Raw genomic sequence first — 15,432 nt, 5'->3', positions numbered from 1 at the left:
AGGATATCTATGGAACTATCGATTAGTGAAAAGAAAAAGGCGAAAAAAGTACCCAAACGTGAAAACCTGACGTTTAGTATCCTCAATTATACCTTTTTCTTTCTGATTACGTTGATTTGTGCGTATCCTTTTTATTACTTGATTATTAATTCAATCAGTAATAATGAGTTGAGTGCGTTAGGACAAATTCGCTTTTTTCCACAAGAGATCCATTTTGAAAACTACAGTCAAGTGTTACAACTAAAAGGGTTGCCATTAGCCGCAACCGTTTCGGTGGCTAGAACGGTGATCGGAACAGCAGCAACCGTCTTAGCTTCAGCCTTCTTAGGCTTTATGTTTACCCAAGAAAAAATGTGGAAACGAAAATTTTGGTATCGCTTTGTCGTGATTACAATGTATTTCAATGCAGGGCTGATTCCATTATTCATCACGATGAAGACATTAGGTTTAACGAATAATTTTTGGGTCTATATTTTGCCGGCTGTCGTTCAGCCTTTTAACATCATCTTAGTGAAAACCTATATTGAGTCAATCCCCAAATCGTTGCAAGAAGCAGCTGAAATGGATGGAGCTGGCATCATTCAAGTATTCTTTCGGGTAATTTTACCCAACTGTACGCCGATTTTAGCAACAGTCGCGATCTTCTCGGCAGTTGGTCAATGGAATTCTTTCCAAGATACACTGATTTACATTACGGATCAAAGTCTCTACTCCTTGCAATACCTTCTTTATACGTATATCAATCAAGCCAATTCGTTGGCACAAATGGTCAAAAATACATCGGGATCACTTTCCAGTATCGCTTCAGCTGCAACAACGCAGACACCGACTTCGATTCGCATGACCGTTTCAGTCATTGTTGTTTTACCAATCATGTTTATTTATCCGCTTTTCCAGAAATATTTTGTCAAAGGAATTATGTTGGGTGCGGTGAAAGGTTAATAAAAAGAAAGAGGGAAGAAAATGAAAAAAATGTCGAAATATGTAACAACAGGTTTGTTAGGCATGACATTGCTAGGTAGTTTAGCCGGCTGTGGAGGAGCGGCTGACTCTGACACAGACGCTGCTTCCAGCGAAAGTGGCTACGATGAAACGATCACGATCGATGTCTATAATGGGCTAGCCAACTATATGGGGATGCAAGAAGGTTGGTTTGCCAAAATCGTGCGGGATAAATTCAATATGGAATTGAACATCATCGCACCAAACGTTGCTGGAAACGGAGACACTCTTTATCAAACGAGGACGGCAGCAGGTGATTTGGGCGATTTGATCATTGTTGATAATGGCCAACAATACAACGAATTGGTTGAAGCTGGTTTGTTGACCGATGCGAGCGAGTATTATGAAACTATGGAAAATGTTCAGCGCTTCGATGCGGCTGTTCAAAATCTAAACAAAGATGCCGATGGTCTATATGGCTTTCCAACTTCCGTTTCTACATTAAAAGCCACCGATCCTTCAGAAGGATTAGATCCTACATTTGGTGCTTATGTGCGTTGGGATCTTTATGGGGATCAAGGATATCCAGAAATCGGTACATTGGAAGACCTGCTTCCTGTGATTCAAAAAATGCAAGAAGACAATCCAACAACAGATTCTGGGAAAAAAGTTTATGGGTTTTCTCTATTCAGCGATTGGGACGGCAACATGATGAATGCAGGCAAACAGCTGGTCACCTACTATGGGTACGATGAATCAGGTTTTGTCTTGGCAAAAGCGGATGGTTCTGATTATCAAAGCATTCTCGATAGTGATTCTGAATATATTCGCGCACTTAAGTTTTATTTCCAAGCCAATCAAATGGGCTTAGTGGATCCAGAATCAACGACGCAAAATTACGATACACTTTTTGCCAAATTCCAAGAAGGACAAGTCTTATTCTCATGGTGGCCTTGGTTAGGTCAAGCGGCTTTTAATACGACTACGAACTTGAATGAAGGAAAAGGCTTTATGTTGGCACCGATTCAAGACCAAAAAATCTTCTCTTATGGTGCGGAAGTTTACGGTGGCAAACAATTTATCGGGATCGGTTCAAATGCCGAAGACCCAGAGCGAATCGCAGCCTTTATTGACTGGCTCTACTCTTCAGAAGGCGTGTTAGCAAATTCTTCTCAAACAAGCGGTAGTAGTGGCCCTGAAGGCTTAACTTGGGAAATGAAAGATGGCGAGCCTGTCTTAACTGAGTTTGGGAAACAAGCGTTGCTAGATGGCGATGGGGATGTGCCAGAAGAATATGGTGGCGGAAGTTACAAAGATGGTGTATCCGCGCTAAACGTCAATACGGTATTACCGATCGATATCAATCCTGATACCGGCTTCCCATATGCTTATACGATGTGGGAAAGCTATCAAAATGAAACAACCGATCCTGTAAAAGAAGATTGGTCAAAAAATATGGGTGGTGCAGAATCGACCATTGGCTATTTAGAGGAGAACGACCAATTGTTAGTTGCCCCTGGTGCCAGCTATGTAGCGCCAGAAGATAGTTCAGAGATCTCTACGTTGCGGAACCAAGCCAAAGCGACAATCATCGAGTACTCTTGGCGAATGGTTTTTGCCAAAGATGAAGCAGAATTTGACCAATTGCTAAAAGAAATGCAAGAAACAGCAGACGGCTTAGGCTATCAAACAGTGCTAGAATTTGACATGAATAATGCGAAAGATCAAAACGAAAAACGGGTAGAAGTAGCGAAAGAATTTGGGGACTAATCAAAAACAAAGAATCATAAAAATGGTTGGTCAACGGTTCCTTGACAAAAGTGAGTAAACAGCGTTTGGTTAAGCAATCACTTAAGAAGATTGATCCAGCACCAGCGGATCAGTCTTCTTTCTTTAAGGAGGAAAACAATGATAGTGGATAAAAAAGATCGTCTGCTTTTTATGGGGGATTCGATCACAGATAGTAATCGAAATTATCAAGCGATACCTGCGGGATGGTCGTCATGGGGGGACGGCTATGTTCATCTGATCAACGCCTATACCACAGCATTACTCCCACAAATGGAATTAATGATCGTTAACCGAGGCATCAGTGGAGATACAGTCGTCGATTTGAAGAAGCGTTGGAAGGATGATGTATTGGCATTTCAACCAGATTGGGTAACGATCATGATCGGTGTAAATGATGTGTGGCGGCATTTTGATGGCACATTTGCTCAAACGGAACTGGTGGGGATTGAAAGATTTGAATCAGAGTTGCGTGATTTGATCGCTCAGACATTACCGAGTGTCAAAGGAATGATTCTCTTGACCCCGTTTATGGTTGAAGCCAACAAAGAAGATCCACTAAGAGAAATGCTTACCAACTACCAACACGTGCTTGCTAAAGTAGCGCAAGAGTATGGTATCCTTTTAGGAGATACGCAGGAAAAGTTTGATGATTTTTTGCTTTATCAGTCATCCTATGTCTTAAGCAGTGATCGTGTGCATCCGTCGACTGCAGGACATGTGTTGATTGCAAAAACATGGCTGGAAACAGTCGGTATTTTGGAGGAAAGACCATGATCACAGTAGAAACGATCCACCAAGTCGCGCATCAAGGCCCCTTTTTCCCAAATTGGCAATCTTTGGGCGCTTTTGTTCTACCGGAATGGTTCCCCAAAGCAAAATTTGGGGTCTTCATTCATTGGGGATTGTATAGTGTTCCTGCATTTAATAACGAGTGGTACTCCAGAAATATGTACATCAAACACCATCCGGAATACGATCACCATATCAACACCTACGGTCCGCAAAAAAACTTCGGCTACAAAGACTTTATTCCCATATTTACTGCAGAAAAATTCGATGCAAATGAGTGGATTCGACTGATCAAACAAGCCGGTGCCAATTATCTTTTTCCCGTTGCAGAACATCACGATGGGTTTCAGATGTACAAAAGCGAGCTTTCTGAATGGAATGCGGCAGTTATGGGACCGAAAAAAGATATTCTTGCGGAATTAAAAGAAGCAGCTGAGGAACAAGGCCTGCATTTTTGCACCTCATCTCATCGTGCCGAACATTGGTTTTTCATGGGACATGGTAAGGAATTTGACAGCGACATCAAGGAACCGTTAGCAAAAGGCGACTTTTATTGGCCTGCTATGCCAGAACCTGATAATCAAGATTTGTATAGCGAGCCATATCCCTCAAAAGAGTTTTTAGATGATTGGCTACTGCGAACCTGTGAACTCGTCGACAACTATCAACCAGAGCTGCTGTATTTTGATTGGTGGATCCAACACGAAGCCTTCAAGGAGCACCTGCAAGTTTTCGCTGCTTACTATTACAATCGTGGGGCTGAATGGGGCAAACAAGTTGGTATCTGCTACAAACACGATGCCATGATGTTTGGTAGTGGTATTGTGGAGATCGAACGGGGAAAATTTGCCGAACCACAACCTTTTTACTGGCAAACAGATACAGCGATCGCTCGCAATTCATGGTGTTATACCACAACGTTGGATTACAAAACAACGCGTGAGATTTTACAGGATTTGATCGAAGTCGTCAGTAAAAATGGCAATCTTCTTTTGAATATCGGGCCGAAAGGGAATGGTTCGATCCCAGAAAAAGATCAAACGATCTTAAAAGAAATCGGTGCGTGGCTGGATGTAAACGGTGAAGCCATTTATGAAGCGAAACCATGGCGCAAAGCCGGGGAAGGACCCACGACCGTTGTCTCAGGCCAATTTCAAGAGGCACAGGCGACGACATACACGAGCCAGGATTTCCGCTTTACGGTTCAGGGGGATTCGTTGTATGCTATTGGCATGGCAAGTCCTGAGAATGGACACGCAAGGATCCAAGCACTGGCCCAGTCTAAAGATCAAAATTTGCCAGAATTTCACGGCATCATCCAAACCGTGACGATTCTAGGACACGAAGAACAGCCTATTGATTGGCAAGTGACCGATGAAGGCTTGCAACTAACTTTTGAACCAATTGAAACCGACCAACCAATCGTCTATAAAATTACAATGAAATGAGGCGCAATCCGTGATACATGAAAAAAGAACCGCACTTTTACCAGAAAGCCAAGCCAGTTTAACCACGTATGTCATGGAAAATTCTCCTGAAATGGAACCAGATCGTGTTCGACCAGCGGTCATCATCTGTCCTGGCGGCGGCTATGAAATGTTGTCTGATCGCGAAGCGGAACCCATCGCCATCAAAATGATGAGCTTTGGTTTCCAAGCCTTTGTGTTGCATTATAGTATCAAACCGGCTGTCTATCCGTTAGCCTTAAAGGAATTGGCGGCTGCCGTTCGTCTTGTGCGCACCAATCATGAGGTCTGGCACGTCGATCCTGAAAAAATCATTGTTGCCGGTTTTTCAGCTGGTGGTCACTTAGCTGCTAATCTGGGTGTGTCTTGGCAGCAACCTTTTCTAGCAGAGGCTTTACAAGGAGCCAATGAAGAATGGCGACCTAACGGGTTACTGTTGAGTTATCCGGTCTTATCTAGTGGTGAACTTGGGCACCAAGATTCCTTCCGTTCATTATTAGCAGATCGCTATGAAACAGAAAAAGCCGCTTTGTCTTTAGAGACTTTAGTCAATGAACAGACACCGCCGACGTTTCTTTGGCATACGTTAGAAGATGGATTAGTCTTGGCGGAAAACAGCCTCCTTTTTGCCGAACAGCTGCGCAAATTTAATATACCTTATGAGCTGCACATTTTCCCTCGCGGTGGTCATGGACTAAGTTTAGGAACACCGGAAACCGCCAACGGCAATCAACACGGGATCGAAGCATCGGTTGTCCGTTGGCCAGAATTGTTTGCTGATTGGGTGAGGTGGAACATCTAAGAGGAATTCAAAAAAACAGTATAATCTTTAATCAATCATCTTTGTCTAATTCTCAAATCCGTTTTTTCAGCAGTATAAAAAGGATTTACTGAAAACATAAGATTGAGTGCTTGGTTCATTTACAAAATTAGGAAAGCGAAAGGGGTATTCAGTGAAAGTCAGATTAAAAGACATTGCAAAAGAAGTAGGTGTATCGATCGCAGCCGTTTCTCAAGTGTTAAATGACAAACCGATTCGGATCACAGAAGAAAAAAAACAGCAAATCAAGCGCTTGGCGGCAGAAAACAATTATACGCCGAATGCTGCGGCTAAAAGCCTGGTTTTGAAAAAAACCAATACGATCGGACTGATCATCCCAGATATCAACAATCCTTTTTTTGCCAACTTGGCCAAGGTCTTAGAAGATTTGCTGCGAAAACAGGGGTATCTGCTGATTTTGGTCAACTCAGATGATAAAGTTGACGTTGAGAAGGAATTGATTCAGCTCCTGATTGACCGCAACGTTGATGCGTTGATCATCGCCCTTTCAACCGAATCCTACGCGGATGAGGTACAAACCAAAGAACGATTGAAGAATCTTTCGGTTCCAATCGTTTTGGTTGATAGAGGAATAGATAACTTTGAGGTCGATCAAGTCATTTATAATAATCGGCATGGGGGATACATTGCTACCAGTGAGCTAATAAAAAAAGGACACAAAAAGATTGGTACGATGATGAACCCTGATAAAAATATCAATTGTGTGTATCGATACCAAGGCTATTTAGATGCGCTGAAGGAATTCAATCTCCAACGAAAAGACAGTTGGCATGTGGTAACAAAGTTCCAATTTGAAGACGCCTATGAAAAAGCAGACATTCTCTTAAAAAACCGAGATGTAACCGGCATTGTTGCTGGCAACGACTTGATTGCATTGGGAATTATGAAGCGTGCCAAAGAACTAGGAATCAAGGTTCCAGAGGATGTTTCGATCGTAGGATACGACAATCTTGTTTTGAATGATCTTTTAGAAGTATCTCTAACGTCTGTGGAACAAGATGTAAATGATTTAGGTGAAAAAACGGTTCTTGCCTTGATGAATGCAATCAGCGGACAGAAGCCACGTTACGTCCAATTGACACCTAGATTGATAAAAAAGAACAGTGTGACTGAAAGAGTTTCCTAGCGAAACTCTTTTTTTACTATTGACAGCGCTTTAAAACGATGCTATTCTTTGTGTGAACATTAGATAAAACGCTTTATCAGATGTTCGCTTTTTTTAGAAAAATGATAAAACGTTTTATCAAAGGTGAGAGGAGAATACGTATGTCAAAAAAAGAAGTCATTATTGATACGGATCCGGGGATCGATGATGCAGTTGCGTTGGGAATTGCTCTATTTAGTGAAGGCTTGGAGGTCAAGTTGATCACGACAGTGGCCGGAAATGTCGGTATTGAACATGTCACCAATAATTTACTGAAACTGCTTTCCTTTTGGGATTTGTCGATTCCAGCAACACAAGGTGCATCTCAGCCACTAACGCGAGCAGTCAAAGATGCCAGCGATGTTCATGGGGTCACAGGAATGGCCGGCTATTCATTTCCAGAACCAGATCGTTCATTGCTGCTGGAAACTTCAGCTGTGGAAACGATGTATCAAACGATCAAAAAGAATAAAGAAAAAATCACAATTGTCGCATTAGGTCCTCTAACGAATATTGCTCTTTTGCTTAAGATTTATCCAGAAGTCAAAGAAAAAATCGATGAGATCGTTTTAATGGGCGGAGCCTTAGGCAGAGGAAACTTTGGTGTATTGTCAGAGTTCAATATTGCGATTGACCCCGAGGCTGCAACGATTGTTTTTGAGAGCGGCTTACCACTTTCTGTAGCACCATTAGATGTGGGCGCAAAAGCGCTTGTTTACCCAGAAGACAGCGCAAAAATCAAAGAAATGAATCAAACCGGAGATATGATGGTTCAATTATTCAAAAAATACCGTGGTGGCAGTTTTGGCACGGGGCTGAAAATGTATGACAGTTGTGCGATCGCTTATCTTTTGTGTCCAGAGATGTTCACTGTTCAAGAGACTTTTGTTGCGATCGAAACACAAGGAGCCTACACAGCAGGTGCGACAATTGTCGATCTCAACAATCGTCTGAAGCAGAAAAACAATTGCCGTGTTTGTGTCGATATCGATGAAGCGCTCTTTAAAGAATGGTTTTTACAGGCAATCAGCAAGTGTAAATAGGAGGGGAAAGAAATGATAGAAGCGATTTTAGTACTCGTTGTTTTGGGGATCGTCGGATATTTTATTATTAAGAGTTATAATCCAGCATTGATTTTGATTATTGGGGCACTTGTCTTGCTTTGTGCATCCGTTGCTTTAGGAAATCCGCTTTACCCAGAAGGCGAAGGGACTGGCTTGGCCTTATTCGATATTTTTTTAAAGCTTAAAGATACGATCATCTCTCAAGTAAGTTCTGCTGGTCTAGTGATCATGATCTTATTCGGATATTCAGGTTATATGAATCTCATTGGTGCCAATCAAAAAGCTGTCAATATCCTGGTTCAGCCAATGACCAAAATCAAGTCTAAGGCATTATTTATTCCGATCGTTTTCTTATTAGGGAATTTGATGTCATTAGTCGTCCCAAGTGCATCTAGTTTGGCAATAATTTTGATGGCAATCCTTTATCCACTGCTTCAAGGGATTGGTATCTCTTCCTTAACAGCAGCCGGTGTTATCGCAATGACTGCCACGATCATGCCGACGCCATTAGGTGCGGATAATGTGATTGCGGCTCAGACATTGAATTACAACATCTTAACTTATGTTCTGTACCATGCGAAAATTTCCATCCCAACATTGCTGATCATGGCCATTGTTCATTACTTTTGGCAAACGTATTGTGATAAAAAAGAAGGCAAAGATGCCTTTGTAGAACTAAAAGAAATTGAAAGTAAGTCAGAAGAAACGGCTGTTCCTGGATTTTATGCAATTTTACCACTCCTTCCTTTGGTGTTGATCATTATCGTTGGTATAATCGGTATATTCAAAGAAGGTGTAACAATGGATATTTTCGTCCTAACGATGATTTCCTTTTTTGTCGCATTACTGATTGAATGTTTGAGAAAGAAATCTTTCAAAATCGCGCAAGAAAGTGCAGTGGAACTATTCAAAGGAATGGGACAAGGGTTTAGTCAAGTAGTCATGTTGGTTGTGGGTGGATCATTATTTACCACAGCTATCCAAAGCTTAGGAGTGATTGATTCACTAATGAGTGCGGTAGAAAATTCTCAATCTGCTGGCGTGTTAACGGCATTGATATTCAGCGGCGCAACCGCATTGTTCGGTATTTTGAGTGGCGGAGGATTGGCGATGTTTTACGCTGTGATTGAACTGATTCCCGATATTGCCGCTAAAGCGGGAATTGACGGGATTTTGATCGCCTTGCCAATGCAGATGATCGCCAATCTTGGCAGAACGATCTCACCAGTTGCCGCTGTAATTATGATTGTGTCTTCTTCAATCGACGTCAGCCCTGTTCGGTTACTGAAACGAACCAGCGTTCCAACGATCGTTGGGATTATAGCAGTGGTCATTTTGTCGTTGGTATTGCTCCCTTACTAGAGTCATGAATGAACTACAAAGGGCGTCACGGCAAGAATTAGCAGAGATTTTTCAACTGTTCATCGAAGCAAAGCAGCAGATGAATAGAAGGAAAATCTACCAGTGGACTGATACTTATCCCTCCCTAGAAATCTTAGCGAAGGATATCGAGAAAAAGGAACTGTTGGTGTTGAAGGATGAAAATAAAAACATTGTAAGTGTCGGTGTTTTGTCAGTTGACTCATTGTCAAATTGTAGCAAAGAATATCATGGGATAAGAACGATTCAGCGACTCGTTGCGAGACCATCTCAAGCGGGGCAAGGCTTTGGCCGCCAGTGGATCAGAAGCTGTTTGGAACAACAGTGTGATGAAGGGGAAACACTTCTTTCAATCACAAATCATACCAATCTGCCCATGCAGCGATTATTTGTAAAAACAGGGTTTTTAAAGGTTGGTGAAACGACCATTGAGGGTCGGGAAGCCTTTGGTCCTTTTTATATATTCAAGAGAAATAGGTGATTTTTTGAGTAAGATAACGATTTTAGGTAGTGTGAACATGGATATCGTGATCACGACAACACGAATGCCGAGGATCGGCGAAACGATCATTGGGGAGCAAATTGATTATTTTGTCGGGGGCAAAGGAGCAAATCAAGCAGTGGCAGCTTCTCGTTACGGTGCATCAACAAAATTTTTAGGGAAAATCGGGGAAGATACTTTTGGGGAAAAGGTTCTTCAGCACCTCAGCAGAGAAGCTCTCGATTTATCGGCTGTTTCCCGTGAAAAAAATATGTTCACAGGAATTGCGAGTATTTTTAAATTAGCAGAGGATAATTGTATCACTGTCGTCCCCGGTGCGAATGGACTGATCGATGAAGCCTACGTTCAGCAAACAATCAGTGAACTTTCACAAGGGGATATCTTACTTACTCAACTGGAAATTCCTGTGGAAACAATCAAACAAGCATTGATTCTTGCCAAGAAAAAAGGAGTTCTAACGATTTTGAATCCTGCTCCTTACAATGAAATCGTACCGGAACTCCTGCCGTATATTGATATTTTGACACCAAATGAAACGGAATTTGCCGCTTTGATCGGTAAAGAGGCCATTTTGGAAGACGAAATTGAGCAGGTCATTGCTGATTGGCAAAAAAAATATGCCACGCGAATCGTTGTCACACGAGGAAGCAAAGGGGTAACATTTGTAGAAAAGTCACAAGTTGTGACGATTCCATCGAACAAAGTTTCAGTTGTAGACACTACCGGTGCAGGGGATACCTTTAATGGCATCTTGGCAGCAGCTTTAGGGGAAGGAGCCGATTTTTATGAAGCCGTTTCTATGGCGAATAATGGAGCTAGTCTGTCCGTTCAAAAGCTGGGGGCTCAAACAGGAATGCCACTAAGAAGTGAAATAGAAGAGTTTATGAAGCAGCAGGTTGATTCATTTACCTGAAAGGCTATGTACAATTAGCAAACGACTATTCCTGAAAAAAGGCATCTGCGCCTCTAAAAAGAAGCGCAGATGCCTTTTATATAGGTAAGATTTATGCGGTGAAAACAACTGTTCCTTGATAAAAGCTTTTGCTGACGAAGCCTTTACGGGCAACGAATTCTGCCGTACAAGTAGCTGGTGTCAGTAAGAAATCAGCCGAATCACCAACCTTAGGCCATTGCTGCACACCGTTTTTATCCAACGGGACTTTGCCATCCGTGACTAAACCTAATGCTTGCGTCAAGTCTTCCTGACTTTTGACGGCAAAAATCTCTAAATAGCGGGCCAGTTTTTCTTGTAAAGAACCATCTCCTAGAGAAGACCAAGAATCATAGACGTTGTCGCAACCAATATGAACAGCAACGCCATAGCTTTGCAATTCCTTAAGCGGTGGAATCGTGCCAGGGCTGATGGGAATACTTGAAATGATGTGGATCTCTAAATCTGCTAAGGCTTGAAAGACTTCTTTGCGTTCTGTGCCTTCAAAGTCATTTAGACCAAAGGCGTGACTGATCGCCACATTTCCTTGCATATTGAATTCCTTCGTCAAACGAATCATTTCTTTGACGGTCGCTCTGCCAGCTTCTTGCCGATCGTGAAGATGGAGGTCAATCCCGACATGTCCTTTTTGAGCAAGTTCAAAAGTTGTCCGTAAGGAAGCCTGGTAATCTTGATCGAGTGTATAAGGATCAACACCGCCAATAAAAGATGCTTTGCCCGTTGCTAAGGCTTCTTCAATCAAAGAAGCAGCATTTGAGCGCAATAAGCCATGTTGTGGGAATAAGACCAACTCCGAGCCAAAAGGTTGTTCGGCAACTAATTCGGTAATCGCATCAAAATAACGCAGCTGAGTCATTGGTTCAATATCAATATGTGAGCGGAACATCACCGCACCATGAGGCAGTTCTAAATCGATTAGCGCTTGTCCGCGTTCTTTGATCGATAACGGCAAGGCATCTAATTGGGGAATCTCAGTTTCAAATCGTTCCACCAAGCTAGCTGCCGGCGTTACTGGACGCCAAGGAGTACCTAATTTACTTTTGTCCAAATGACAATGTTTTTCGATCAATCCTGGCAACAATAACTGATTTCCCCCATCAATGATCGTCGCTTCGCTTGATGCCTGCCATTCGGTCATCGGCACGATCTTCGCTATTTTTCCATCATTGATTCCGATTGCTGTATTTTCTGTTTTGGTTCCATAAGACCAATCGCCTTCTTTTAAATAACTCGTCTCAAGTTGTACATTTGTAAGCCATAAATCCAAGAAATCGCCTTCTTTCGTATTTGCTTCATGGTATCACAAGTAAAGCTGGTTCCCAACCAAATCGCTTGCAAAAAAACAGACAATCTAAAACGTTTTAGTATTTACGCGATTTTCCATTAGGAAATCGGAAAAAATAAACATTATTTTTTTATGAAAACGCTTGAATAGAGAAAAGATGTCTGGTAATATGTGAATGTAACGAAAAGGTTTTCGAAAAAAGGGGGACAAATATGCTGTTACTAAGATTGCTAGCATTTTTGATTGATTGCATGATCATTTTTTTACCAAGTACCATGCTTAGCTATCTCCTAATGGTACCTCCTGGAGTAACGATTGTCTTGCCACAACTTCTCTTTGTGGTCTACAACATGATTTGTTTGAGTAGTTTTGAGGGGAAAACGATTGGCAAACATTTTGCGAAACTCGTTGTTTTTACGAATCAACGTAATTTATTAACTGTAGGAATGAGGGAAGTAGCAAAATTGCTCTACTTTTTACCAATGATCGGTTGGTTGTTTTTCACTGGTTCTTTCTTCCTCTATCTAGGTACGAAAAAAACGTTACACGACATTTTAGGACAAAGTGTAGTGGGGTTCAATAAGAAACAGGGGAATGATCAGTATGAACGAAACCTCCTTCGATGAGTTGTTAACAGGGAATCCTTTATTGGAGATCAATACACAAGCGCTACTTTTGTTAGTTATTTTTGCTTGGGCTAGTGCTAGTCTTATTGCTTGGAAGTGGCGAAACGAATACCAAGCCGCAAAAATAATTAGAGATTATGCTTACTATGCGCCACTCCACTTGATCGTAGGATGGGTGTTTCTTAACGCAGCAATTGTCCTAGTAATTGGTAGTTATTTCATGGGCTTGATTGTACTTTTGTTTCGGTCCAATAACTATTTTTATAAATAAAAAATTTTTGAAAGAAACTAAAACGTTTTCTGAAGAAATAGGAGGAAAAAATGGAGACAGCGATGCAGTATTTAAAAGAAGACCCTTGGAAAATTACGGAAAAGACCTTTGATACAAAATGGTTAGGCAAAGCAGAAGCCATCATGTGTTTGGGCAACGGGTATCTGGGGATGCGCTCTGTGACAGAAGAGAAATATGTTGGCGAAACGCGTAATCTTTTTGTTGCAGGAACCTTTAATAAATTCGACGAAAATGAAGTGACTGAGCTTCCTAATGTGCCGGATATGATTGGAATGGAGCTCCTTTTTGATGGCGAACGATTAGATTTATCAAAAGGCAAATATTCAAACTATTCACGTGTCTTAAATTTGAGAACTGGGGAACTCACGCGCTCCTTTCAATGGAAACATGGTCAGATTAATGTCGAACTGACCTTTAAGCGATGTGTTTCCTTTGCCCAAAAGCATGTGTTTGCGCAACAAGTGCTGGTCGAAAATTTAGGAAAAGAAGTCACGTTGGAAATTATTTCTGGTATTGACGGACAAAAGACAAATAGCGGCTCGCAGCATTTTACTGAAGGTGACAAATCATTAACAGAAAATCGTTTCTTACAAATGATGCCAAAGACCACTCAATCTAAGATCGCCTTTGTTCTTTCGACAGCACATAATCTAGAAAAAACAGAAGATTGCTATGATGGAACCAAGAAGCGGATCGAGATGGGAAGACGGAAAATCTACAATCGTTACTGGCAAACCTTGGCACCTAATGAGACGTTGAAGCTTGAGAAGTTTTCTTCTGTTTATACCACGATCGATAAAGAGCATTTAGGAAAGACACCACAAGATTTGAAGAAGATTGCCCTTGAAGAGCTGAAAGAGATTCGCAAAAACGGCTATCAGGAATTAGCAAAAGCTTCAGCAACGGCATGGGACAAAGAAGTCTGGTCCGTCTTTCCAATCAAAATCAAGACAGAGAACACACTAGATCAATTAGCGATTCATTTTGCAAAATATCATCTACATGTGATGACACCAGCCCATGACGAACGCATGAACATAGGTGCCAAAGGCCTATCTGGGGAAGGGTACAAAGGACATACCTTTTGGGATACAGAGATTTTTATGCTGCCATATTTTACCTTCACACACCCAGAAATCGCCAAAAAATTAGTGACTTATCGCTATTTAGGTTTGGCTGGTGCCCATAAAAAAGCTACTGAGAACGGCTATCAAGGCGCCCAATTTCCGTGGGAAGCTGCTTGGCCTGAAGATGGTGAGACTACGCCAGTTTGGGGCGCTGCGGATATCCTTACGGGCTTACCAACGAAAATTTGGTCAGGATTTATTGAACAGCATATTACCAGCGATGTCACCTACGGCATCAAACAATTTATTGATGTAACGAATGATCAACAATTTGCATGGGAAAAAGGCTATGAAGTGATTTTTGATACGGCGATCTTCTGGGCGAGTCGTTTAGAGTGGTCCGAAGAAAACCAGCGCTTTGAAATTTTAGACGTAGTCGGACCAGATGAATATAAGGAGCATGTCGATAATAATGCTTTCACGAATCATACTGCGCACTGGAACATTCAATTAGCTATTTCATTGTATGAAGAGTTGAAAAAGAACCAGCCAGAACAATTTACGAAACTAGCTGAAAAATTACCATTAAATGAAGCTTATCAAGAATGGCAAGCAAAAGTAGCTGCTATTTATTTACCGCAACCGAATGAAGCGGGAATCATCCCGCAAGATGATACCTATTTGACGAAAAAAGAGATCGATCTCACGAAATATAAAAATGATTCGCAAGTAGGCACACTGTTCCATGAGTATAACTTAGAACAGGTCAACGAGATGCAAGTTTCGAAACAAGCGGATGTTCTTTTGCTCTTGTTCTTATTTGAGAACCTTTTTCCAAAAGAAGAGAAACGGTTGAATTGGGATTACTATGAGCCGAAAACGTTGCATGATTCTTCCTTATCCTTATCGACACATGCCATCCTCGCTGCTGATTTAGGGGAAGTAGCACTTTCTTATGATTTGTTTCAACAAGCAATCAACATTGATATGGGAGAAAATATGCTGTCTTCCAATGAAGGGATTCATGCAGCATCACTCGGCGGTATTTGGCAAATGACGGTCTTCGGCTATGGTGGTATCCGTTGTTTAGACGGCCAGTTAAGAATCGAACCACATTTACCAAAGGCTTGGGAAGCACTTGAATTTGGTATTATGTGGCACCAACAGCCATTAAAGATTGAGGTCACACAGGAAGGTTTTACGGTCACCAACCATGGGGAGCAAGCGATTGAGTTTATCGCTTTTGATAAGGTTTATCTGCTTGAAGAACAAATCAAAATCACTTTTTAGG

Annotated in this window: 14 protein-coding genes; 13 read left to right on the top strand and 1 reads right to left on the bottom strand. The window is 41.6% G+C overall.

Features of this window, described 5'->3' with window-relative positions; all coding sequences use genetic code 11:
• Nucleotides 1-9 precede the first annotated feature (9 nt).
• From IGI94_RS13080 to rbsK, 10 genes are all read left to right on the top strand, one after another.
• The gene (locus tag IGI94_RS13080; protein ID WP_005234069.1) at nucleotides 10-942 is read left to right on the top strand and encodes a carbohydrate ABC transporter permease; all 933 of its coding nucleotides are present in this window, start codon (nucleotides 10-12) and stop codon (nucleotides 940-942) included.
• Between the two features lie 21 nt (nucleotides 943-963).
• The gene (locus tag IGI94_RS13075) at nucleotides 964-2,712 is read left to right on the top strand and encodes an ABC transporter substrate-binding protein (protein ID WP_005234070.1); all 1,749 of its coding nucleotides are present in this window, start codon (nucleotides 964-966) and stop codon (nucleotides 2,710-2,712) included.
• Nucleotides 2,713-2,850: 138 nt separating this feature from the next.
• Nucleotides 2,851-3,507 carry an SGNH/GDSL hydrolase family protein gene (locus IGI94_RS13070; protein WP_005234072.1) on the top strand — a complete coding sequence of 219 codons (657 nt, stop codon included), beginning with the start codon at nucleotides 2,851-2,853 and terminating at the stop codon, nucleotides 3,505-3,507.
• Nucleotides 3,504-4,970: an alpha-L-fucosidase gene (locus tag IGI94_RS13065; protein ID WP_438899860.1), complete on the top strand. Its 1,467-nt coding sequence runs from the start codon at nucleotides 3,504-3,506 to the stop codon at nucleotides 4,968-4,970. The genes IGI94_RS13070 and IGI94_RS13065 overlap by 4 nt, the downstream gene beginning before the upstream one ends.
• Nucleotides 4,971-4,980: 10 nt before the next feature.
• Nucleotides 4,981-5,790 carry an alpha/beta hydrolase gene (locus IGI94_RS13060; RefSeq protein WP_008380605.1) on the top strand — a complete coding sequence of 270 codons (810 nt, stop codon included), beginning with the start codon at nucleotides 4,981-4,983 and terminating at the stop codon, nucleotides 5,788-5,790.
• A gap of 151 nt (nucleotides 5,791-5,941) precedes the next feature.
• Nucleotides 5,942-6,955 carry a LacI family DNA-binding transcriptional regulator gene (locus tag IGI94_RS13055; RefSeq protein WP_438899859.1) on the top strand — a complete coding sequence of 338 codons (1,014 nt, stop codon included), beginning with the start codon at nucleotides 5,942-5,944 and terminating at the stop codon, nucleotides 6,953-6,955.
• Between the two features lie 140 nt (nucleotides 6,956-7,095).
• Nucleotides 7,096-8,016: a ribonucleoside hydrolase RihC gene (rihC, locus tag IGI94_RS13050; protein WP_438899858.1), complete on the top strand. Its 921-nt coding sequence runs from the start codon at nucleotides 7,096-7,098 to the stop codon at nucleotides 8,014-8,016.
• Nucleotides 8,017-8,028: 12 nt separating this feature from the next.
• Complete coding sequence (gene dcuC, locus IGI94_RS13045) at nucleotides 8,029-9,399, top strand: C4-dicarboxylate transporter DcuC (protein WP_005234077.1); 1,371 nt, start codon at nucleotides 8,029-8,031, stop codon at nucleotides 9,397-9,399.
• Nucleotides 9,400-9,403: 4 nt separating this feature from the next.
• Nucleotides 9,404-9,898 (top strand): GNAT family N-acetyltransferase, encoded by a 495-nt coding sequence (locus IGI94_RS13040; protein WP_086297989.1) that lies wholly within the window; start codon nucleotides 9,404-9,406, stop codon nucleotides 9,896-9,898.
• A 4-nt stretch (nucleotides 9,899-9,902) separates the two neighbouring features.
• Nucleotides 9,903-10,832: a ribokinase gene (rbsK, locus tag IGI94_RS13035; RefSeq protein WP_081487936.1), complete on the top strand. Its 930-nt coding sequence runs from the start codon at nucleotides 9,903-9,905 to the stop codon at nucleotides 10,830-10,832.
• Nucleotides 10,833-10,923: 91 nt separating this feature from the next.
• On the opposite strand, the gene IGI94_RS13030 is transcribed toward rbsK, so the two are convergent.
• On the bottom strand, nucleotides 10,924-12,138 hold the full coding sequence (locus IGI94_RS13030; protein ID WP_429961512.1) for an amidohydrolase family protein: 1,215 nt from the start codon (nucleotides 12,136-12,138) through the stop codon (nucleotides 10,924-10,926).
• A 230-nt stretch (nucleotides 12,139-12,368) separates the two neighbouring features.
• On the opposite strand from IGI94_RS13030, the gene IGI94_RS13025 reads away from it, so the two are divergent.
• From IGI94_RS13025 to IGI94_RS13015, 3 genes are read left to right on the top strand one after another with little or no spacing between them, the layout of a single operon-like run.
• On the top strand, nucleotides 12,369-12,782 hold the full coding sequence (locus IGI94_RS13025; protein ID WP_438899857.1) for an RDD family protein: 414 nt from the start codon (nucleotides 12,369-12,371) through the stop codon (nucleotides 12,780-12,782).
• On the top strand, nucleotides 12,760-13,053 hold the full coding sequence (locus tag IGI94_RS13020) for a hypothetical protein (protein WP_005234082.1): 294 nt from the start codon (nucleotides 12,760-12,762) through the stop codon (nucleotides 13,051-13,053). Before IGI94_RS13025 ends, IGI94_RS13020 begins: the two co-directional genes overlap by 23 nt.
• A 50-nt stretch (nucleotides 13,054-13,103) precedes the next feature.
• On the top strand, nucleotides 13,104-15,431 hold the full coding sequence (locus IGI94_RS13015) for a glycosyl hydrolase family 65 protein (RefSeq protein ID WP_142437426.1): 2,328 nt from the start codon (nucleotides 13,104-13,106) through the stop codon (nucleotides 15,429-15,431).
• Nucleotide 15,432 lies beyond the last annotated feature (1 nt).

The organism is Enterococcus sp. AZ149, from assembly GCF_051714285.1.
GTDB lineage: Bacteria > Bacillota > Bacilli > Lactobacillales > Enterococcaceae > Enterococcus_D > Enterococcus_D entomosocium.
Note: the sequence above shows the minus strand (reverse complement) of the source record. Positions and strands in the feature narration are given on the sequence as shown.

Coding starts and splice junctions, on each gene's coding strand:
- IGI94_RS13080 (WP_005234069.1), top strand. CDS start 10: ATGGAACTATCGATTAGTGAAAAGAAAAAGGCGAAAAAAGTACCCAAA.
- IGI94_RS13075 (WP_005234070.1), top strand. CDS start 964: ATGAAAAAAATGTCGAAATATGTAACAACAGGTTTGTTAGGCATGACA.
- IGI94_RS13070 (WP_005234072.1), top strand. CDS start 2,851: ATGATAGTGGATAAAAAAGATCGTCTGCTTTTTATGGGGGATTCGATC.
- IGI94_RS13065 (WP_438899860.1), top strand. CDS start 3,504: ATGATCACAGTAGAAACGATCCACCAAGTCGCGCATCAAGGCCCCTTT.
- rihC (WP_438899858.1), top strand. CDS start 7,096: ATGTCAAAAAAAGAAGTCATTATTGATACGGATCCGGGGATCGATGAT.
- dcuC (WP_005234077.1), top strand. CDS start 8,029: ATGATAGAAGCGATTTTAGTACTCGTTGTTTTGGGGATCGTCGGATAT.
- IGI94_RS13040 (WP_086297989.1), top strand. CDS start 9,404: ATGAATGAACTACAAAGGGCGTCACGGCAAGAATTAGCAGAGATTTTT.
- IGI94_RS13025 (WP_438899857.1), top strand. CDS start 12,369: ATGCTGTTACTAAGATTGCTAGCATTTTTGATTGATTGCATGATCATT.
- IGI94_RS13020 (WP_005234082.1), top strand. CDS start 12,760: ATGAACGAAACCTCCTTCGATGAGTTGTTAACAGGGAATCCTTTATTG.
- IGI94_RS13015 (WP_142437426.1), top strand. CDS start 13,104: ATGGAGACAGCGATGCAGTATTTAAAAGAAGACCCTTGGAAAATTACG.